We start from the raw sequence: 18725 nt of genomic DNA, 5'->3' as shown, positions 1-18725 counted from the left end.
TTTTTAGATAGACTAGACTTTGCAGACCAAACCAATCGACCATGTACTCGGCAAGCCCTACAGCGTGCCGCGCGAACGCAGCCGCTGGCCCTCGCTGGGCCTGGCGCTGGCGATGCACCTTGGCCTGCTGTTTTTCCTGTGGGTAGGCGTACACTGGCAAAGCACGGAGCCGGTCGCCGTGGAAGCGGAAGTGTGGGACATGCAGGTGCAGACGGCCGCGCCGGCACCCGAAGTGACTACCGAGCCGGAACCGACGCCGGCCCCGCCGCCGGAGCCGGAAGTGGAGCAGCCCGCCCCGCCGCCACCGCCGCCCGTGGCCGCGCCCGAGCCGAAGGTCGACCTGCGCGAGGCGGAAATCGCCCTCGAACGCAAGAAGGCCAAGCTGAAGGAAGAAAAAGAGAAAGCAGCAGCGGAAGAGCGCCGCAAGCAGGAACAGAAGGAACGCGAGGAAGAAAAGCGCGAACTGGAGAAACAGAAGCAGAAAGAGAAAGAAAAAGCCGAGAAGCTGGAAAAAGAGAAGGCTGACAAGCTGGAAAAAGCCAAGCTCGAAAAAGAGAAAGAAAAAGCGCAAGAAAAAGCCGAGAAGGAACTGGCGGACAAGAAAGCCGCGGCGGAGAAAGCCGCCAAGGCGAAAAAAGCGGCGGAAGAGAAAAAAGCCGCCGACAAGGCACGCGCCGCCGAGATGAGCCGCATCACGGGCGCCGTCGGCACGGGTACGACGGGCACGGCCGCGAAAGCGACCGCGCCACGCAAGGACAGCGGCTATGTCGCTGCCCTGACGAGCAAGATCAAGGGCAACCTCGCGTATAGCGGCAGCACGGACGTGCCGGGCAACCCGCGCGCCGTGTTCAAGATCGAGCAATTGCCAACTGGGGAAATTATTTCGGTCCGAAAGATAAAAAGTAGCGGACTGCCGGCGTATGACAGCGCGGTGGAAAACGCCATTAATAAATCGTCGCCACTGCCGAAGAAAAAAGACGGCACCGTGGAACGCGAGATTGAACTCATATTCGAGATGAAGGATTTGCCTAAATGATGACCATGAAAAAAATGAGCTATGTCGTGCTCTGCGCCGGCCTGCTGCTCGGCGCCACCGGCGCCCAGGCGCAGCTGCGCGTGGAAATTACCGGTATCGGCAGCAACCAGATCCCTGTCGCCATCGCCAATTTCGTCAATGAATCGGCGGCGCCGCAGCCGCTGTCGTCCATCATCAAGGCCGATTTGACGCGCAGCGGCGTGTTCAAGCTGATCGATGCCGATACGGCCATCGCGGAAACGGCCCCCGTCAGCTACGACCAGTGGAAAGCGCGCGGCGCCGACGCGCTGGCCGCCGGCAGCGTGCAGACCATGGCCGACGGCCGCCTGGACGTGCGCTACAAGCTGTTCGACACCATCAAGGGTACGCAACTGTCGAGCATGAACAATGCGGCCGCGCCGCAGTTCAACCGTTTGCTCGCGCACAAGATCGCTGATGATATCTATGAGAAACTGACGGGCACCAAGGGCGCGTTTTCCACGCGCATCGCCTACGTCACGCAATCGGGGCGCGAATACCGCCTGGAAGTGGCCGACGCCGATGGCGAAGGCATCCAGGTCGCCCTGCGCTCGCACGAGCCGATCATTTCGCCCGCCTGGTCGCCGGACGGCACCAAGGTGGCCTACGTGTCATTTGAAAAACGCAAGCCCATCGTCTACGTGCAAAACCTGGTGACGCGCCAGCGCACCATCGTGTCGAACGAAAAAGGCAGCAACTCGGCGCCCAGCTGGAGCCCGGACGGCACGCGCCTGGCCGTGGCCCTGTCGCGCGACGGCCATACCCAGGTCTACATCATGAACGCCGATGGCAGCGGCCTGCGCCGCCTGTCCACCAGCAGCGGCATCGATACGGAACCGCAATTCTCGGCCGATGGCCAAAGCATCTACTTCACCAGCGACCGCAGCGGCGGACCACAAATCTACCGCATGCCCCTCAATGGCGGCGAAGCCAAGCGCGTGACGTTTGGCGGCTCCTACAACACCAGCCCGCGGATTTCACCCGACGGGAAGACACTCGCTTATATCTCCCGTCGCGACGGCAATTTCCAGCTCTACGCGCTTGACCTGGCTAGTGGCCAGGACCTGCGCCTGTCGGACACCGCCAACGACGAATCACCGAGCTTTTCGCCCAACGGGAAATATATCATGTACGCGACCGAATCCGGACGACGCAAGTCGTTGGCGGTAGTTTCGGTGGATGGCCGCGTCAAGCAGCGTCTGACCACGCAAGCTGGCAATATCAAGGAGCCCACCTGGGGTCCTTTCATGAAGTAATGCAGTACGTTTTACCTTAACCACGACCCGGAGAATAAAAATGAGTAACTTTAAAAGTTTAGCTTTCATCGCAGCTACTGCAGCCCTGTTGTCGGCTTGCAGCACCCCTGTCAAACTGGCAGAAACCCCAGTCGTCGAGCGCGCTCCTGAAAAAACCGCGCCACCAGTCGCCGACACGCGCGAAGTCAACACCGTCGTCGCTGAAGTCGTCGATCCGCTGAACGATCCAAAAGGCGTGCTGGCCAACCGCAGCGTGTACTTCGATTTCGACAAATACGTCGTGCGTGAATCGGAAACGCCAGTGGTGCAAAACCACGCCGCTTACCTGGTGAAGACCCCAGCGCGCAAAGTCATCATCCAAGGCAACACCGATGATCGCGGCGGCGCCGAGTACAACCTGGCCCTGGGCCAGAAACGTGCCGAAGCCGTGCGCAAGTCGATGGCCGCCCTGGGCGTGTCCGACAGCCAGATGGAAGCTGTGTCCTTCGGCAAAGAAAAGCCTAAGGCTCAAGGCAACAACGAAGCAGCATGGGCAGAAAACCGCCGCGCTGACATCGTTTATTGATGTACAGCGGTAGGCGCAGCAAGATAGGCGCTTACCTAACTGGCCAGTCATAGGCATAATAATGGGGCGCTGCGCGGATTACCGCCCGGCGCCCCGTTTGCATGTATGCGTAACTTTTGAAAGCCCGACCCATGATGACATTCTCGAAAGCCGGCGTCGCCGCCGCCCTGCTGGCCGCTTTTGCCGCCCTGCCCCTGCACGCCAACGCAGCCCTGTTCGACGACGACGAAGCACGCAAGGCCATCCTGGAGCTGCGCTCGAAAGTCGACGCACTGGCACGCGACATGAACAGCCGCATCGACACCAAGGCGGACAAGACGAGCACCTTGAGCCTGCTCAACCAGCACGACCAGACCATGCAGGAGATCGCGCGCCTGCGGGGCCAGATCGAAGTGCTGGGCAATGACCTGGCGAATGCGCAAAAGCGCCAGAAGGATTTCTACACCGACCTCGACGCGCGCCTGCGCAAGCTCGAACCGCGCCAGGTCACCATCGACGGCCAGGAAGCGGCCGTGGGCGTGTCCGAGCAAAGCTCGTACGAAGCGGCGCTGGCCCTGTTCAAGTCGGGCGACTACAAGGGCGCCGCCACGGCGCTGGACGCCTTCGTGAAACGCTACCCGGAGTCGGCCTACGCGGCCAACGCGCAATACTGGCTGGGCAACGCGTATTACGCCCAGCGCGACTGCAAGAGCGCCATCAGCGCCCAGCAAGCCGTCGTGAAGAACTACCCGGACAGCCCGAAGGCGGCCGACGCCATGCTCAACATCGCCAGCTGCTACACGGAGATGAAGGACAAGGCCAACACCACCAAGACCCTGAACGCCCTGATCTCGCGCTATCCGGACTCCAGCGCCGCCCAGACGGCCAAGGAACGGGCCGGCAAAAAGTAAAAGCGGGGAAAAAGTTGCCCGTTAGGTTTGACAGAATCCCGGGCACCCCCTATAATCTTTCTTCTTCGGGTCGTTAGCTCAGCTGGTAGAGCAGCGGACTTTTAATCCGTTGGTCGCAGGTTCGAATCCCGCACGGCCTACCACGAATACGCAGTACTGATCTGCTTGCGAGTTGTTATAGCAAGCATTTTTTTACGGCACAGTGTTACCGAAGTTGTTGTAAAAAGTTTTTGGGTCGTTAGCTCAGCTGGTAGAGCAGCGGACTTTTAATCCGTTGGTCGCAGGTTCGAATCCCGCACGGCCTACCAAATACTATGAAGAAGCCAACCGTTCGCGGTTGGCTTTTTTGTTTTGCGGCCGCATTTCGGCCTCTGCCAGCTTGCGCCGGCAAAGGCCGTCACGCCTACTCCCTGCCGGGAATATCGGCGTTATGGAACTTGCTCATGCCCACCACGCGCGTGTCGCTGTCGGCGTAGCTCAGCTCGACCGTGTCGCCGGGCCGGGTCAGCACCAGTTCCTCGGACAGGTCCGAACTGCCCGTGAAGATGGTGCCCAGCGTCTTGTCGCCTACGGCGATGGTGATGTAATACATGGTCTGGCTGTTCCTGAATTCGGCGGCGATGCGCACGACCGTGCCCTTGAGCGCCACCTCGCGCGCCTCGGTGCCGATGTCGGCCGCCACGCGGTTGCTCGAGCGTTTCGATTGATAGCTGCGCAAGGTGGCGTTCAGCGTGTCGGCCACGCCGATGACCTGGTTGTTGCGCATGTCGACCATGCCGAAGGCGCGCGACACGCCCTGCACGTCGCGCAGCGCCATCACATAGGTGGGCGCGCCATTGACGAGGAAGGGCAGCGGATTGGTTGCCTTGTAGTGCTTTTCGGGATTCACATTTTCCACCGCATGGGCCGCGGTGGCCTGCGACACGGACGGCACCTTGAACCAGCGCACGGCCTTGGTGCGGGAATCGACAAAGTAAAAGCCGGACAGGCCGTTGTTCTTGCCTTTCGACGTCATGCCGCCCACCCAGTACGGACGCTGGTCGGAACCGTAGACCAGGTCGAGCATGCCGTCCACGCGCAGGCGCCCTTCATTGTTCAGGTTGATAAAGCCGTGCACGTACTCGCCGCGGTCCTGCATTTGCTCGAGGATGAATTCCTCGGCCTGGATACGGTCCACCCAGGCCGGTTCCGCGCCCATCTTGTAGCGCCGCACTTCGCCCGTGACGGCATTGACGGTGATGATGCCGCTCGACTCGCTGCCCGAGAAGCCCACCTTGTGCTCGTACACCGTGCCGACGTAGTACGGCACGCCGTTGTCATCGATTTCCGGCTCGAAATCCGTCAGGCCGACCCTGGTGTTGCCCGACAGATAAGCGTGCCGCTCCACGTAGTCGCCGAAATAGCCCGACTGCAGATAGCGCATCTTCAGGGGCTTGCCCTCGAGTTCCATGACCAGCCGCACATCGGCCGGGTCATGCGCCGACACCACCAGGTAGCCGGGCGTGGCGCCGTCTGCGAACCATTTGAAGAAGCCGCTGTGCTCGAGGAAGGCCACCCAGACGAGCTTGCCGTTCACCAGTTGCTTCACGGGCGTGCCGACGGCGACCTGGGAGCCGAGCGAGGCAATTTCCGACAGGCGCTTTTGCATGGCCTGCAAGGCCATGTCCTGCGACACGAGCGGCGCTTGTTCGATATCAATGGGCGGCAATGCATCGTGGAAGTTCGCCGGCGCTTCCGCCCCCAGCATCTTGTAGTACGCGTTCGCGTGCAGCAATGGCGCGCTGGTGAAGAAAACAATGGCGCCAAAGAACGCAGCCAGGACCACGTAGGCTGCGGCCAGTCCCTTGCGGCCCGCCAGCGCAACGGCCGGCAAGGCCGCGATCAAGGCAACGACATAGATGCCGGCGAAATCGAATGCCAGCGTCGGGGCCTGGAAATAGCCCAGCGCCAGCAGCAGCAAAAGAGAGAGTACCAGGCCGGCGATGCGCAAGGGACGGCGGTATGAGGCGTGGCTTCTTGTGATCATTTTTAGATACGGGCGTGATTGAACGGAGCTTGACTGTTGTCAATCCCGATAGCATAGCATCTTGATCACTATTTATGTACCGTCAGGCAACACGCCGGCCACCGGCGGCGCCCCGGCGCATCGGGCCAGGCCCCGCGCTCAGCCCGGCACGGGGCGCATGCGCAAGTGCGCCACGGCGAGCGGTACGAAATGCCCCAGCGGCACCTCCACCCAGCGGTAAAACGCGGCCCCGGCCAGCAGGCTGGCGCTCCAGGCCGTCAGCATGCCCAGCGCCTGCCAGGCGGGCACGAGGGGCGCATAGGCGGTAAACCAGGCATTGACCAGCAGGCTGACGGGGAAATGCACGAGGAAGACGGCGTAGGAGATGCGGCCCAGGGCGTTGATGACATTCCAGGCGCGGCCCTGCGCGGGCGTCTTGGCGCGGCCGAACAGGAACAGGGCGCAGGCGACGACCAGCGCCAGGGCGATGCGGCTGCGGTAGTCGATGGCCAGGGCCAGCAGGACGGGCACGGCGGCCATGGCCATGAGCGCGGTCATGGCGCCGGGCTTGCGGACCGGGTCGCTGGCCCACCAGGCCATGAGCCCCAAGCCATAGCTGCCGAAGAAATACGGCGCCCAGTTGTCCCAGCCAGAATCGAGGTTGAAGTACAGCAGGGACAGGACGATGCCCACGGTGACGGCCAGCGGCATCAGCCAGGCCAGCGCGCGCCGGCCCGCCAGGCAGCCGCCCAGCCACAGCAGCAGCACCGTCAGCAGGTACAGCTGGAAATCGATGGCCACGTACCAGGCGCCGGCCGACAGCGATTCATAGCCCAGCACGCCGTGCAGCAGCAGGGCATGGGCACTCAGCTGGCCCAGGGTGACGGCGGCCGACATGGAATCGTGCAGCATCCAGATGCCGGCCACGGGCGTCAGCACGGCGGCGAGCAGGGTGGCGGCGAAGAAAGGCGGCGCCAGCTTGGCATAGCGGCGCCAGACGGCCTGCACGGGGCGGGCAATGCCGGGGCGGCCCGCGGGCGCCAGCGATTTGGCGACGAGGAAGCCGCCGATGACGAGGAACACTTGCACGGCGATGCGCGCGTTGCCGCCCAGCCAGTCCAGCACCTCGGGCCACAGGGGCTGCACATAGTCGGACATGGGGCCGTAGAACGCCAGGTGGTGCAGCACGATCAGCTGCGCCGCGCCTGCCTTCAACAGATTAATCCAGCCAAACTGCGGACGATGTGCCAGGTCCGTCCGTGATACCACTGCTGCTGCCGTCATTCCCATCCCTTGCCTTGCCAGGTAGCCGTCGCCAGCCCGTCGCGCGGGGCGTGCGCGGCTGGGGATCTACCAAAAGGCCGATATGATAGCCGAGCCTGGCAAATGGCGTGGCACGCCAGGCTAGGCGCCGCCCTGACCGCCCGTGCCTGGCGCCTCGGCCGGCTGCGGCGGCTGGGCCAGGATGGCGCCCAGCAAGCCGGGGAAGCGGCTGTCGATCTCGGCCCGCCGCAAGCGGTTCATATGCGTCGTGCCCGCGTTTTCCGTGTAGACGAGGCCCGCCTCGCGCAAGACCTTGAAATGGTGGGAAACGGTGGATTTCGGCCTTCCGCCGTCCAGGTCGCCGCACGCGGCCGCCTCCACGCAGGCCAGGTGGCGCACGATGTCGAGGCGGATGGAATCGCTGAGGGCGTACAGCACGCGCTCGAGGACGAATTCGCTGGCGGGGGGATGTTTGTGTGGACGCATGAGCAGGATCATACCGCATCGGCTATACTATTTCCATTCTTCGAATATATACGAACTACCGAATCTGTAGCCGCAGTCCATTCATCCACCAACCGCAAAGGCCACCATGTCCGCCCTCTTCCAGCCCTACACCCTCAAAGGCATCACCCTGCGCAACCGCATCGCCGTGCCGCCCATGTGCCAGTACATGGCCGTCGACGGCGCACCCAACGACTGGCACCTGTCGCACTATGCGGGCATGGCGCGCGGCGGCGCGGGCCTGGTGATCATGGAAGCGACGGCCGTGGCGCCCGAAGGCCGCATCACGCCCGGCTGCACGGGCATCTGGAACGATGATCTGGCGCAAGCCTTCGTGCCGGTGGTAAAAGCCATCAAGGCGGCCGGTGCCGTGCCCGGCATCCAGATCGCCCACGCGGGCCGCAAGGCCAGCGCCAACCGCCCGTGGGAAGGCGACGACCACATTGCCGACGGCGACGCGCGCGGCTGGCAAACCATCGCCCCGTCCGCCATCGCCTTTGGCGGCGGCCTGCCGAAAGTGCCGCGCGCCATGGACCTCGACGATATTGCCCGCGTGAAACAGAACTTCGTCGACGCGGCCGTGCGCGCCCGCGAAGCGGGCTTCGAATGGCTGGAACTGCACTTTGCCCACGGCTACCTGGCGCAAAGCTTCTTCTCGCCCCATGCCAACCAGCGCGACGACATCTACGGCGGCAGCCTGGAAAACCGTAGCCGCTTCCTGCTGGAAACCTTGCAAGCCGTGCGCGCCGTGTGGCCCGAGCACCTGCCGCTGACCATCCGCTTCGGCGTGCTGGAATTCGACGGCCGCGACGAACAGACCCTGCTCGAATCGATCGCCCTCGTGCGCCAGTTCAAGGAGGCCGGCATGGACATGATCAGCGTCAGCATGGGCTTCACGATTCCCGACGTGGCCATTCCCTGGGGCCCGGCCTTCATGGGTCCCATCGCCGAGCGCGTGCGGCGCGAAGCGGGCGTGCCCGTCTCGTCCGCCTGGGGCTTCGGCACGCCGGCCATCGCCGAGCGCGTCGTGAAGGAAGAACAGCTGGACGTGGTGATGGTCGGCAAGGCGCACCTGGCCAACCCGCACTGGGCCTATTTTGCCGCCAAGGAACTCGGCGTCGAGCGCGCCTCGTGGGTCATGCCGGCGCCGTACGCGCACTGGCTGGAACGCTACTAATCAGCTTTCGCCTTCGCCGTGGCCGGATGCCCCGCCAGGGGCAGTTCCGGCAGGAACAGCAAGGCGAGCAGTCCCAGTAACAGCAGCACGGCGCCGGCACCGAACACGCTGGCGATCGCATGGCGGTAGACTTCCACCGTCTGCACGGCCGCGTGCGCGCCCAGCGCCGAGACGGCTTCCACGCCATGCTGGTGCAGCTGGCCCGCGAGGATGGCACCGGATGCCGTCACGCCCAGCAAGCCGCCCAGCGAGCGGAAGAAGGCCAGCATGGCCGTGCCCACGCCGCGCCGCGCCAGCGGCAAGGCATTCTGCACGGCGATCGTCATGTTCGGCATCACCAGGCCCAGTCCCGTGCCGAGGAAGAAGATGGCCGGCTCGATGATCCAGTAGCCGCGCGACGTTTCCATGGCCCAGGCCAGCACGGCAAAGGCCACGACCGCCACGCCCAGCCCCGCCACCTGCACCATCTTGTACTTGCCCGAGCGCGACAGCACGCGCCCGTTGAACATCGACGACGCCACCAGCCCCACCATCATGGCCACCGTCATCACGCCCGATTCCGCCGGACTGGTGCCCATCACCAGCTGGAAGAACAGGGGGAAGAAGACGCTGGCGCCCATCAGGCCCATGAAGGTCACGGCCATCACCAGGCTGGCGATATTGAAGGTGCGGTTCTCGAACAGGTCCGGCGGCAGCACGGGCTCGTCCACCTTGCCCACGTGGAAGGCCAGCCAGACACCCAGCAGCACGGCGATCCCGCCGCTCACCTTGATGGCCAGCGAGTCCCACGGCCACTCCGTGCCGCCCAGCGCCAGCACCAGCAGGGCCGCCGTGATGGCGCCCGTCAGCAGGAAGGAACCCAGGTAGTCGATCTTGTGCGCATGCGTGCGCACGGGCTTGCGCATGGCCCGCGCAATGATGTAGAAGGCCACGGCGCCCACGGGCAGGTTCACATAGAAGATCCAGTGCCACGACAGCGCATCCGTGATGACGCCGCCCAAGACGGGACCCAGCACGCTGGTGACGGCAAACACGATGGGCACCATGCCCTGGCGCTTGCCCCGCTCGGCGGGCGGCACGATGTCGCCGATGATGATCTGCGCCAGCGGCATGAAGCCGCCCGCGCCCAGGCCCTGGATGGCGCGGAAGAGGATGAGTTCCGTCATGTTCTGCGCCAGCCCGCACAGCACGGAGCCGAGCAAAAAGGTCAGCAGGGCCGTGAAGATCATGGGGCGGCGGCCGTACTGGTCGGCCAGCTTGCCGTACAGGGGCATGGTGGCCGTCGAGGCCAGCACATAGGCCGTCACCACCCACGACAGGTGCGCCATGCCGCCCAGGTCGGCGACGATGCGCGGCAAGGCCGTGGCGACGATGCTCTGGTCCAGCGCGCCCAGGCCCAGCACGGCCATCAGGCCCAGGTAGGTGGCGCGCACTTCGCGCTCCGTCAGGGGCGCTTGCGCGGCCGCGGTTTTGTCCAGGGTATTCATGCCTGTCCAATCTCGAGCAGGGGCTGCATGGCGGCGGCCAGCGCGTCCATCTGCTGCGGCGACAGGCGGGCGATGCGCCGCGCCAGCGCATCGCGGCGGCGCGCGCGCAGGGTGTCGAGGACGGCCAGGCCCTCGGCGGACAGCTGCAGGCCCGAGCGGCGCCGGTCCTGCGGATCGGGCGCGCTGCGCTCGACCAGCCCCGCCTCTTCCAGCGACTTGACCTGGGCGCTGACGGTGGGGCCGCGCACGTTCTGCAGGCGCGCCAGCGCGGCCACGCCGATGCCGGGCTGCTCGTGGATCAGGGCCAGCAGCATGTACTGCATCATCGACACGCGGGCATCGAGTTCGCCCCCTTCGCGCTGCATGGAGCGCAGCAGGCGCTTGAATGCCGTGCGCAATTCATCGGACAGCGCCAGCGCGCGTTCGGGGATGGGAAGGTCTTCGTCAAGGGGCATGGCATCATCCATATAGGTAGGCTATCTACCTATATTAGACCCGATGCGGGGCCTGCGCAAGGCTTTTTTCCATGCATGCGCCGTCCAGCCCTTCCCAAAACCGCCGTTGGCCGTCATAATAGCCGCCCTTGGGTCGTTAGCTCAGCTGGTAGAGCAGCGGACTTTTAATCCGTTGGTCGCAGGTTCGAATCCCGCACGGCCTACCAAGATTCAGCCGTCGGCATGGCAAGCATGTTGATACGGCACAGCGTTACCGCAGTTGTTGTAAAGTTTTTGGGTCGTTAGCTCAGCTGGTAGAGCAGCGGACTTTTAATCCGTTGGTCGCAGGTTCGAATCCCGCACGGCCTACCAAATACATCAGAGAAGCCCACGAATTCCGGTTCGTGGGCTTTTTTGTTTTCCAGCCCCTTCCCTTCGCACTCCTCCCTGATTCAATCCTCACAGGATCGAGTCCATGGAACAAAAGCCAGATTATCTTTTTCCAGTTCATAAATACAATGGGCGGCATGGCGGCACGGGCAATGCCTGCGCCCGCATCACGCACCGTATTTGACCGAAAGGACTGGCTATGAAAAAACTCTACACTCCGTATGACCTGGCGGGACTGACCCTGCCCAACCGCATCGTCATGGCGCCCATGACGCGCTCGCGCGCCACCGATGGCGTGCCGGACGCGCAGACGGCCCTGTACTACGCCCAGCGCGCGTCTGCCGGGCTGATCATCAGCGAAGGCATCCCCGTCAGCCGCGAAGGCACGGGCTTCCTGTTCGTGCCCGGCCTGTACACGGATGCGCAGCAGGAAGGCTGGCGCCAGGTGTGCGACGCCGTGCATGCACGGGGCGGGCGTATCTTTGCCCAGCTGTGGCATGTGGGCCGCCTGTCGCACACCTCGCTGCAGGCCGGTGGCGCCGCGCCCGTGTCGTCCGTGGCCCGCCGCGCGGACAATTCGCCCGCCTTTGCCTGGGTGTCGCCGGGCGTGGCCGGGCAAGTGCCCGCCAGCGCGCCGCGCGCCCTGGACGCCGCTGAAATCCCCCGCGTCATTCAGGACTTCGTGCTGGCCGCGCGGCGCGCCATGGCGGCCGGCTTCGACGGCATCGAGCTGCATGGCGCCAACGGCTACCTGTTCGAACAATTCATCAACGGCGCCCTCAACACGCGCGACGACGCGTATGGCGGCACGATCGCCAAGCGTCTGCGGCTGATCCTCGACACCATCGACGCCCTGAGTGCGGAAGTGGGCGCGCAGCGCGTCGGCGTGCGCATCTCGCCATTCGGCCGCCTGTACGACATGCCGCCCTTCGACGACGAAGCGGCCACCTGGCTGGCCCTGGCCGAAGCCTTGAATGCACGCGGCCTCGCCTACGTGCACACGAGCGACCAGCTGACCCTGGGGCAGACGCCGATACCCGCCGGCTTCGCGGCCGAGTTCCGCCGCGCCTACCGGGGCACCCTGATCTCGGCGGGCGGCTTCGACGGGGACAGCGCGGAAGCGGCATTGCAGGAGGGGCGCATCGACCTGGCCGCCTTCGGCCGTCCGTTCATCGCCAACCCGGACCTGGTCGAGCGCCTGCGCCACGGCTGGCCGCTGGCACAGGCCGAGCGCGCCACCTTCTACGGCCCGCACGGCGCCAAGGGCTATACGGACTACCCCGCCTTTGCGGCGGCGCCGCAGTAAGCGGCCCGTTCTTTGGCCCGCTCTTTGGCCCGCACTTCCGCCAACCATTTGAAAGGACACACGATGAATATGCAAACACTGCTGGACCTGGAAGCGATCAAAAACCTGCGCATCCGCTACAGCCATTTATTGGACAGCAACCGCATCGGCGAACTGGCCGACCTGTTCGCGCCGGACGCCGTCTGCAACGCGGGGCTGGGCGAATGGCGCGGACGGGAAGCCATCCGCGCCGGCCTGCAGCAAGCCTTCGACGACTACGACACCGAGCGCCATGGCAGCTATCCCTTCCTGCACGCCGTGACGAACCACTGGGTGGAGCTGCTCGACGGGGACACGGCGCAGGGGCGCTGCTACCTGATCGACCTGCACACGCGCCAGCCGGAGCAGCGCGACCCGTGGATTTTGCTGGGCGCGTATGCGGACGAATACCGCCGCATCGACGGCCGCTGGTACATCAGCCGCTCGCAGCTCGACATCGTCTGGCCCGCGCGCAATGGCGGCGGCGGCCAGCCCGGCGACAAGCTGGAACTGCCGGCGACGACGGCCGCATAAGCGAAAGGAACGACATCATGGATTTGCGACAGCACCACGAGACCCCGGCGCCCGCGCCGGCCAGCCTGGCGCAGCACGCCCCGTTCCGGCGCGTGTTCAGTCCGGGCAAGCTGACCTTCGGCCTGATCGCGCCGCTGGAAGCCTACCCCGGCTCACCGCTGCCCACCATGCGGGACCACGAGCGCATGGCCAGGCTCGTCGACGACGCGGGCTTTGCCAGCATCTGGCTGCGCGACGTGCCCTTCCTCGATCCGGCATTCGGCGACGCGGGGCAGGTCTTCGATCCCTTCGTGTATGCAGGCTTCCTGGCCTCCGTCACGAAACGCATCAGCATCGGCACGGCCGGCATCGTGCTGCCCTTGCGCGATCCCGTCATCGTCGCCAAGCAGGCGGCCTCGGTGGATCAGCTGAGCGGCGGGCGCTTCCTGCTCGGCCTGTCGACGGGCGACCGGCCCGGCGAATATCCGGCCTTCGGCGCCGATTTCGACAACCGCGACGAGCGCTACCGCGAAGCCTTCGCCCTGCTGCGCCAGCTGGGCGGACAGTCATTCCCGGCCGCCACGACGCGGCATTACGGCACCCTGGACGGCAGCCTGGACCTGGTACCGAAACCCGTGCGCCGCCACCTGCCCATGCTGGCCGTGGGCCGCTCGCGCCAGCCCATCGACTGGCTGGCGCGCAACGTCGACGCGTGGATCTGGTCCGTCGACGATGCCCAGGCGATCGGCGACATCCTGGCCAGCCTGCGCCTGCATGCGGGCGACAGGACGCCGCCGCCCTATGGCTACGCCACCTTCTTCGACCTGGACAAGGACCCGGACGCGCCGCCGCGGCGCTACTACAATGTGGTGCGCATCGGCCGCCATGCCCTGATCGAACGCTGGCAGGCGCAGCGCGCGCTGGGCGTGAGCCACGTGGCGCTGAACATGAAGCCGTCGCAGCGCCCCGCCGAAGAGGTCATCGCGGAGATGGCCGAGCATGTGCTGCCCCTATTTAATGCCGATTGACGCGGATAGCGGCCGATGGACGCGGATTGAGCCAGGTCAAGCCGCCGGATGAAACACGGGATTCGGCGCGGCGGCCAGCGCCACCAGCGCATCGATGGCCACGCGCAAACGGGGCTTGACATAGCGCGTGGCCGGCCACACGGCGTGGATGGGCATTTCGCCGCCCGCATGCTGCTGCAGCACGGGCAGCAGCTGGCCCGACGCCAGGTGCGCATCGATCAGCCAGGTGGGCAGCTGGCACAGGCCGGCGCCCGCTACGGTGGCCGCCAGCATCGCCTCGCCATCGCGCAAGGCATGGCGCACGCGGATCGTCTGCTCGGTGGAGGTGCCGTCTTCCTCGCGCAGCAGCCAGGTGGCCGGCCCTTGCCGGCGCCAGCCCACGATGCAGTCGTGCTGGCTCAACTCGCCGCGCACCTGCGGCGTGCCGTGCTGCGCCAGGTAGGACGGGGCGGCGCAGATCAGCAGCCGCTGCGTGCCCAGCTGGCGTGCCACCAGGTCGGCGTCGTTGTTCAGCGCGCCGATGCGCACGGCCAGGTCGATGCCCTCCTCGACCAGGTTGACGGTGCGGTCCGTGAAGGTCACGGCCAGCTCGATGCCCGCGTGGCGCGCGGCCAGTTCCAGCAAGGTGGGCAGGATGTGGCGGCGGCCAAACGCGGCCGGCACGTCCACGCGCAGGCGTCCCGTGGGCACTTGCTGGCCGACGATCAGGCCGTGTTCCGTTGCCTCCAGGTCTTCCAGCATCTGCACGCACATGTCGTAATACGTGCGCCCCTCGGGGGTGAGGGTCAGGCGGCGCGTGGTACGGTGCAGCAGCTTGGTGCCCAGGCGCGCTTCCAGCCGCGACACGCTCTTGCCCACGCCCGACGCCGTCACGCCTTGCGCGGCCGCGGCGGCGGCAAAGCTGCCCAGTTTCACCGTCATCACGAAGTCATGGATGCCATCGAAGCGGTCGTCATTGTGCATAGGAATTATGAAATAGAGGGAATGATTGAAAATCAGGTGAGTCAATTATATCCCTGAGATACGCAATCTCCCCCTCGACGGTCGCGGCCGGGCGCATTTCCTCTATCATGCTGCTTTGCCCGCTTTCATCCCCGCCATGCCGTTTACCATTGCCGCCCCCGTCCACAGCGAACTGATCATCAAGAAAAGCCGTTTCATCGGCTGCGTGCAGCCGATGACGGACCGCGCCAGCGCGCAGCAGGTGGTCAATGACTTGAAGGCGCAGCATCCGGGTGCCTGTCACGTGTGCTGGGCGCTGCTGGCGGGCGGGCAGTCGGCTGCCGTCGATGATGGCGAGCCGAGCGGCACGGCCGGGCGGCCCATGCTCGACGTGCTGCGCCACCAGGACCTCGAAGGCGTGCTGGCCACCGTCGTGCGCTACTTTGGCGGCATCAAGCTGGGCGCGGGCGGCCTCGTGCGCGCCTACACGGACAGCGTGGCGCAGGCGCTGCTGCAGGCGGAAAAGACGGCCATCGTACGCCAACGGTCCCTGCGCTGCACGGTGCCGTATGCGATGGAAGGCATGCTGCGCCGCGAGCTCGACGGGGCCGGCGCCACCCTGCTGAACGTGGCGCACGGCGACGCCGTGCTGTTCGACTTCAGCCTGCCGGAAACGGCGGCCACCGCCCTGCTGTCCCACCTGGACGAGGCGGGCAACGGGCGCATCGCCTGGCTGAAGGCGGAAGAAGAAACGCAGGACTGAAGGCGCCCTGCATCGCACCCTTCACGCGCCCATCACGCACCCTTCACGCGCCCGGCGGCGTGCCGCGGGAATGCCAGAGGCCGCCGTGCGCATGCAGCCAGGTCCGCACGTCCACCGTGGCGATGCCGCGCTGCGCGTTGTAGGTATTTTCCTTGTCCCACCACATGCCGTCGCCGCGCGCAAAGGCGATGCGGTAGCGCGCCATGCCATCGCCGGGCTGTCCGGCAAGGTCGGCGGCCAGCCGCTCCGGCGTCAGCAGTTCGCGGCGGAAAGGGCGTCCCGTCACCTCTTCCACGATCTCCGCCAGCCGGCCATACGAGAGCGTGTCGCCGGCCACGTACACCACCCGGTCGCGGATGGCGGGCGTTTCCAGCACGATGGCGCTGGTGAGGCGGCCGATATCGTCCGGCGTGGTCACCGTCAGCCGCGTCTCCCAGCTGCCCAGTGCGCGCACCACGTCGCCGCCGAAATCCACCAGGCAGAATAGCGGCTCGAACAGGAAACTGGTAAACATGCCCGTCGAGACGATCACCCATGCGGTGGCCGACTGCGCGCGCAGCTGCTGGCGCACGGCATATTGTTCGTCGAACACGGGCTGCCCGCTGCCCGTGCCGACGACGTCGTAATCGACGCCGAACTGCCAGGGAAAATAGCGGCGCACGCCGGCGGCCAGCACGGCGCCCGTGATCCTCGTCTGGGTGCCCGGCCCCGCCACGAAACCCGTGCAGTTGAGTACCGTGTCGAAGGGCTGCAGCAGCGCGGCCAGTGCCGCCTCGCTGCCGCCCTGCAGGTCGAAGGGCAGCAGGCGCACGCCCATGGCGCGCAGTTCCGCCTGCCTGCGCGCCTGCGCGGAGTCCGGCGCCTGCAGCGAGCGGGGCGACACCAGCACGGCGAGCGGCCTGGCCAGTGCCTGGCAGCGCGGCGCCAGGTGGCGCAGCACCGCCATGCCGAGTTCGCCGGCACCGAGCACGAGGATGGCGCCGTGAGGCAATTCATGGGAATGAGGGGACATGCTTGCTTCCTTCCGTTCAGTGGGGGATTGATCCATTTTTCGGCACAGCCAGCGGGTATGCACAGGAATGCCGGGATGCAGGGCAGTATAGGCAGGAGACGCCTCCCCCATAAGCGGGCGCGGCTTGCCTTCAGAATTGCGAAAAATGGGATAATCGATTCTCAACAGCAGACACGGGAGCGGCGGTGGACAGGATACGGGGCATGCAGATTTTCTCGCGCGTCGTGGAAGCGCGCAGCTTTGCCGGCGCGGCCAGGAATCTGTCGATCCCGCGCTCCACCGTCAGCCGCTCGATCCAGGACCTGGAAGCCTTGCTGGGCGTGCGGCTGCTGCAGCGCACGACGCGACAGCTGAGCCTGACCCAGGACGGCGACGTGTATTACGACCATTGCCAGCGCATATTGAGCGAGCTCAAACGCGTCGACAGCGCCTTGTCGAACGGCACGGCCACGCCGCGGGGCATCTTGCGCGTGGACATGACGTCCTCGTTCGCGCGGCAGGTAGTCTTGCCCGCCATCCAGACCTTCCAGGCCCGCTACCCGGACATCGATCTCGTGCTGACCCTGGGCGACCGCCCCGTCGACCTGCTGCAGGCAGGCGTCGACTGCGTGGTGCGCGCGGGCGTGCCGGAATTGTCGGCCTTGCTGGTGGCGCGCCGCATCGGCGGCTTCGCATGGGTGACGTGCGCCTCGCCCGCCTACCTGGAACGGCATGGCGCGCCCCGCTCGCTGGAGGAGCTGGCACAGCACCAGGCGGTGGAATTTCATTCAGGACATACGGGGCGGCCGCTGGCCTGGCATTTCATCGTCGACGGCGAGGAGCGCGCCATCACCTTGCGCGGCAGCCTGGCCGTCAACGATACGGATGCCTATATCACTTGCGGCCTGGAAGGACTGGGGCTGATACGCATCGCCAGCTTCCTGGCGGCGCCGCATGTGCGCGCCGGGCAGCTGGTGCCCGTGCTGCAGCAGTACCGGGGGCCGGTCGTGCCGCTGTCGGTCCTGTATCCGCAAAACCGGCACCTGTCGCCGGCCGTGCGCTCCTTCATCGACTGGATAAGCGAGCTGCTGCGCAATATGGACGCGCAGCACTGATGCCTGCCCGCGCCCCGTGCGGCAGGCATTTACTGCACGCGGCGCACTTTGGGCGAATTGTTCGTCCCTTCGATCTTCAGGAAGAAGGTGCCGATGAAATTGCGTTCGACCGTCACCTTGGGATTGGTCAGCGGCGCCAGCACGGCGGAGCTGCCGTCGACGATGCGCCACACCTGGCCATTGCTCAATTTGATCAATTCATTGCCGCTCCAGCCATCGAACTTGCCGGCGATGGTGCTGCTGATCGATTTGCCTTCTTCCGGCTCGGCGGCCTTGGGCACCTTCACCATTTCCATGCCAAAACTCTGCTCGCGCTGCTGCGCCGTCGGCACGGCGGCGGGAGCGGCCACGGCAGCGGCGACAGGCGCGGCGGCACCCAGTGGGATGGCGTCATAGCATTTCACGCGGCTGGGCACATCGGCCAGCGAACGGCATTGCAACATGGCAGCGTCATCGGCCAGGGCCGCACCCGATACGAACAGCAGCAAAAAGAGAGCTTTCATCGAAATTCTTTCAAAATAAGAGAAGTTACGCCAGGCATGCCGTTTGCCATGCATGTGGGAAATGATTATATCGATAGCGGGCGGCCGTGGCATGACGATCTTGCCACGGCTGGCATTGCTTGTGCGAAACTCAGACGCCGCGCGGGCGTTTGAGCTGCAACAAAATGAAATGGGTCCAGGCCAGCGCCGGCAGCACCAGTAACAGCAGGACCAGGCCCGCCGGCATGTCCGGCGCGAAACGCGCGAAGCAGGCAAGGAAGGCGGCGATGGCCAGCCAGAAACGCCAGGTGAACGCATACGCCTTGCGCGCCACGGTGGCCAGGGCGATGCGCCAGAATTCCAGCAAGGCCCACAGGCCGCCCGTCAGCAGCACGGCGGCCAGCCCGTTGGCGCCGGGCGCGTCGGCCCAGGTGCGCATCAGGTTGTACAGCAGCACGGGATAGCCGGCCGCGATGGCCAGGGTGGCGGGGCCGGCGGCGATGACAGCTTCGACCAGCTGTCCTTTGGAACGATGATCCACT

At 65.4% G+C, this 18725-nt stretch carries 19 protein-coding genes and 4 tRNA genes; 14 read left to right on the top strand and 9 right to left on the bottom strand.

Translation table 11 applies throughout. The features are described from left to right. The first annotated feature begins 19 nt into the window (after positions 1 to 19). The 6 genes from tolA (at position 20) to EBS11_RS02360 (ending at position 4073) form a co-directional block, all read left to right on the top strand. Positions 20 to 1036: a cell envelope integrity protein TolA gene (gene tolA, locus EBS11_RS02385; RefSeq protein WP_290600256.1), complete on the top strand. Its 1017-nt coding sequence runs from the start codon at positions 20 to 22 to the stop codon at positions 1034 to 1036. Further along, positions 1033 to 2310 carry a Tol-Pal system beta propeller repeat protein TolB gene (tolB, locus tag EBS11_RS02380; protein ID WP_290600255.1) on the top strand — a complete coding sequence of 426 codons (1278 nt, stop codon included), beginning with the start codon at positions 1033 to 1035 and terminating at the stop codon, positions 2308 to 2310. The genes tolA and tolB overlap by 4 nt, the downstream gene beginning before the upstream one ends. Positions 2311 to 2350: 40 nt before the next feature. Then, on the top strand, positions 2351 to 2875 hold the full coding sequence (gene pal / locus EBS11_RS02375; RefSeq protein ID WP_290600254.1) for a peptidoglycan-associated lipoprotein Pal: 525 nt from the start codon (positions 2351 to 2353) through the stop codon (positions 2873 to 2875). Between the two features lie 131 nt (positions 2876 to 3006). Continuing rightward, positions 3007 to 3765, top strand: coding sequence for a tol-pal system protein YbgF (gene ybgF, locus EBS11_RS02370; RefSeq protein WP_290600252.1), 759 nt, complete (start codon positions 3007 to 3009; stop codon positions 3763 to 3765). 67 nt (positions 3766 to 3832) lie between these two features. Then, positions 3833 to 3908: transfer RNA gene (locus EBS11_RS02365), tRNA-Lys, on the top strand. A gap of 89 nt (positions 3909 to 3997) precedes the next feature. Then, a tRNA-Lys gene (locus EBS11_RS02360) sits at positions 3998 to 4073 on the top strand. A 95-nt stretch (positions 4074 to 4168) separates the two neighbouring features. Here EBS11_RS02360 and EBS11_RS02355 read toward each other — a convergent pair. The 3 genes from EBS11_RS02355 to EBS11_RS02345 all read right to left on the bottom strand — a co-directional run bounded on the left by EBS11_RS02355 (position 4169) and on the right by EBS11_RS02345 (position 7519). Next, positions 4169 to 5791 (bottom strand): hypothetical protein, encoded by a 1623-nt coding sequence (locus EBS11_RS02355; RefSeq protein ID WP_290600251.1) that lies wholly within the window; start codon positions 5789 to 5791, stop codon positions 4169 to 4171. 138 nt (positions 5792 to 5929) lie between these two features. Further along, positions 5930 to 7054, bottom strand: a complete 1125-nt coding sequence (locus EBS11_RS02350) for an acyltransferase (protein ID WP_290600250.1) — start codon at positions 7052 to 7054, stop codon at positions 5930 to 5932. A 120-nt stretch (positions 7055 to 7174) separates the two neighbouring features. Then, positions 7175 to 7519 carry a helix-turn-helix domain-containing protein gene (locus EBS11_RS02345; protein ID WP_290600248.1) on the bottom strand — a complete coding sequence of 115 codons (345 nt, stop codon included), beginning with the start codon at positions 7517 to 7519 and terminating at the stop codon, positions 7175 to 7177. A 106-nt stretch (positions 7520 to 7625) separates the two neighbouring features. Between EBS11_RS02345 and EBS11_RS02340 the strand changes: the two genes are divergently transcribed. Continuing rightward, on the top strand, positions 7626 to 8714 hold the full coding sequence (locus EBS11_RS02340) for an NADH:flavin oxidoreductase/NADH oxidase (RefSeq protein ID WP_290600247.1): 1089 nt from the start codon (positions 7626 to 7628) through the stop codon (positions 8712 to 8714). Here the strand turns inward: EBS11_RS02340 and EBS11_RS02335 are convergent. Continuing rightward, positions 8711 to 10201, bottom strand: a complete 1491-nt coding sequence (locus EBS11_RS02335) for an MDR family MFS transporter (protein ID WP_290600245.1) — start codon at positions 10199 to 10201, stop codon at positions 8711 to 8713. The two genes, EBS11_RS02340 and EBS11_RS02335, sit on opposite strands and share 4 nt — an antisense overlap. After that, positions 10198 to 10656: a MarR family transcriptional regulator gene (locus EBS11_RS02330; RefSeq protein WP_290600243.1), complete on the bottom strand. Its 459-nt coding sequence runs from the start codon at positions 10654 to 10656 to the stop codon at positions 10198 to 10200. The genes EBS11_RS02335 and EBS11_RS02330 overlap by 4 nt, the downstream gene beginning before the upstream one ends. A gap of 130 nt (positions 10657 to 10786) precedes the next feature. On the opposite strand from EBS11_RS02330, the gene EBS11_RS02325 reads away from it, so the two are divergent. The 5 genes from EBS11_RS02325 (at position 10787) to EBS11_RS02305 (ending at position 13890) form a co-directional block, all read left to right on the top strand. Beyond that, a tRNA-Lys gene (locus EBS11_RS02325) sits at positions 10787 to 10862 on the top strand. Positions 10863 to 10931: 69 nt separating this feature from the next. Then, positions 10932 to 11007 (top strand) — tRNA-Lys (locus tag EBS11_RS02320). Between the two features lie 217 nt (positions 11008 to 11224). Then, positions 11225 to 12331: an alkene reductase gene (locus EBS11_RS02315; RefSeq protein ID WP_290600242.1), complete on the top strand. Its 1107-nt coding sequence runs from the start codon at positions 11225 to 11227 to the stop codon at positions 12329 to 12331. A 63-nt stretch (positions 12332 to 12394) separates the two neighbouring features. Beyond that, positions 12395 to 12883: a nuclear transport factor 2 family protein gene (locus EBS11_RS02310; protein ID WP_290600241.1), complete on the top strand. Its 489-nt coding sequence runs from the start codon at positions 12395 to 12397 to the stop codon at positions 12881 to 12883. Between the two features lie 17 nt (positions 12884 to 12900). Continuing rightward, positions 12901 to 13890 (top strand): LLM class oxidoreductase, encoded by a 990-nt coding sequence (locus EBS11_RS02305; RefSeq protein ID WP_290600240.1) that lies wholly within the window; start codon positions 12901 to 12903, stop codon positions 13888 to 13890. Positions 13891 to 13926: 36 nt separating this feature from the next. Here the strand turns inward: EBS11_RS02305 and EBS11_RS02300 are convergent, their stop codons facing one another. Beyond that, positions 13927 to 14853: a LysR substrate-binding domain-containing protein gene (locus EBS11_RS02300; protein ID WP_290600239.1), complete on the bottom strand. Its 927-nt coding sequence runs from the start codon at positions 14851 to 14853 to the stop codon at positions 13927 to 13929. A 136-nt stretch (positions 14854 to 14989) separates the two neighbouring features. On the opposite strand from EBS11_RS02300, the gene EBS11_RS02295 reads away from it, so the two are divergent. Next, the gene (locus tag EBS11_RS02295; protein WP_290600238.1) at positions 14990 to 15595 is read left to right on the top strand and encodes a YigZ family protein; all 606 of its coding nucleotides are present in this window, start codon (positions 14990 to 14992) and stop codon (positions 15593 to 15595) included. 43 nt (positions 15596 to 15638) lie between these two features. Here EBS11_RS02295 and EBS11_RS02290 read toward each other — a convergent pair whose 3' ends face one another. Continuing rightward, complete coding sequence (locus tag EBS11_RS02290; RefSeq protein ID WP_290600236.1) at positions 15639 to 16607, bottom strand: aromatic alcohol reductase; 969 nt, start codon at positions 16605 to 16607, stop codon at positions 15639 to 15641. Between the two features lie 203 nt (positions 16608 to 16810). Here EBS11_RS02290 and EBS11_RS02285 point away from each other — a divergent pair, with 203 nt between their 5' ends. Beyond that, positions 16811 to 17701 carry a LysR family transcriptional regulator gene (locus tag EBS11_RS02285; RefSeq protein WP_290600235.1) on the top strand — a complete coding sequence of 297 codons (891 nt, stop codon included), beginning with the start codon at positions 16811 to 16813 and terminating at the stop codon, positions 17699 to 17701. A 29-nt stretch (positions 17702 to 17730) separates the two neighbouring features. On the opposite strand, the gene EBS11_RS02280 is transcribed toward EBS11_RS02285, so the two are convergent. Then, complete coding sequence (locus EBS11_RS02280; protein ID WP_290600233.1) at positions 17731 to 18204, bottom strand: hypothetical protein; 474 nt, start codon at positions 18202 to 18204, stop codon at positions 17731 to 17733. Positions 18205 to 18334: 130 nt separating this feature from the next. Next, positions 18335 to 18724 (bottom strand): hypothetical protein, encoded by a 390-nt coding sequence (locus EBS11_RS02275; protein ID WP_290600232.1) that lies wholly within the window; start codon positions 18722 to 18724, stop codon positions 18335 to 18337. Position 18725 lies beyond the last annotated feature (1 nt).

This window comes from Janthinobacterium sp. (assembly GCF_009923995.1).
In the GTDB taxonomy this organism is placed as follows: Bacteria; Pseudomonadota; Gammaproteobacteria; order Burkholderiales; family Burkholderiaceae_D; genus Janthinobacterium.
Note: the sequence above shows the minus strand (reverse complement) of the source record. Positions and strands in the feature narration are given on the sequence as shown.

Coding starts and splice junctions, on each gene's coding strand:
- tolB (WP_290600255.1), top strand. CDS start 1,033: ATGATGACCATGAAAAAAATGAGCTATGTCGTGCTCTGCGCCGGCCTG.
- pal (WP_290600254.1), top strand. CDS start 2,351: ATGAGTAACTTTAAAAGTTTAGCTTTCATCGCAGCTACTGCAGCCCTG.
- ybgF (WP_290600252.1), top strand. CDS start 3,007: ATGATGACATTCTCGAAAGCCGGCGTCGCCGCCGCCCTGCTGGCCGCT.
- EBS11_RS02355 (WP_290600251.1), bottom strand. CDS start 5,791: ATGATCACAAGAAGCCACGCCTCATACCGCCGTCCCTTGCGCATCGCC.
- EBS11_RS02350 (WP_290600250.1), bottom strand. CDS start 7,054: ATGACGGCAGCAGCAGTGGTATCACGGACGGACCTGGCACATCGTCCG.
- EBS11_RS02345 (WP_290600248.1), bottom strand. CDS start 7,519: ATGCGTCCACACAAACATCCCCCCGCCAGCGAATTCGTCCTCGAGCGC.
- EBS11_RS02340 (WP_290600247.1), top strand. CDS start 7,626: ATGTCCGCCCTCTTCCAGCCCTACACCCTCAAAGGCATCACCCTGCGC.
- EBS11_RS02335 (WP_290600245.1), bottom strand. CDS start 10,201: ATGAATACCCTGGACAAAACCGCGGCCGCGCAAGCGCCCCTGACGGAG.
- EBS11_RS02330 (WP_290600243.1), bottom strand. CDS start 10,656: ATGCCCCTTGACGAAGACCTTCCCATCCCCGAACGCGCGCTGGCGCTG.
- EBS11_RS02315 (WP_290600242.1), top strand. CDS start 11,225: ATGAAAAAACTCTACACTCCGTATGACCTGGCGGGACTGACCCTGCCC.
- EBS11_RS02310 (WP_290600241.1), top strand. CDS start 12,395: ATGAATATGCAAACACTGCTGGACCTGGAAGCGATCAAAAACCTGCGC.
- EBS11_RS02305 (WP_290600240.1), top strand. CDS start 12,901: ATGGATTTGCGACAGCACCACGAGACCCCGGCGCCCGCGCCGGCCAGC.
- EBS11_RS02300 (WP_290600239.1), bottom strand. CDS start 14,853: ATGCACAATGACGACCGCTTCGATGGCATCCATGACTTCGTGATGACG.
- EBS11_RS02295 (WP_290600238.1), top strand. CDS start 14,990: ATGCCGTTTACCATTGCCGCCCCCGTCCACAGCGAACTGATCATCAAG.
- EBS11_RS02290 (WP_290600236.1), bottom strand. CDS start 16,607: ATGTCCCCTCATTCCCATGAATTGCCTCACGGCGCCATCCTCGTGCTC.
- EBS11_RS02285 (WP_290600235.1), top strand. CDS start 16,811: ATGCAGATTTTCTCGCGCGTCGTGGAAGCGCGCAGCTTTGCCGGCGCG.
- EBS11_RS02280 (WP_290600233.1), bottom strand. CDS start 18,204: ATGAAAGCTCTCTTTTTGCTGCTGTTCGTATCGGGTGCGGCCCTGGCC.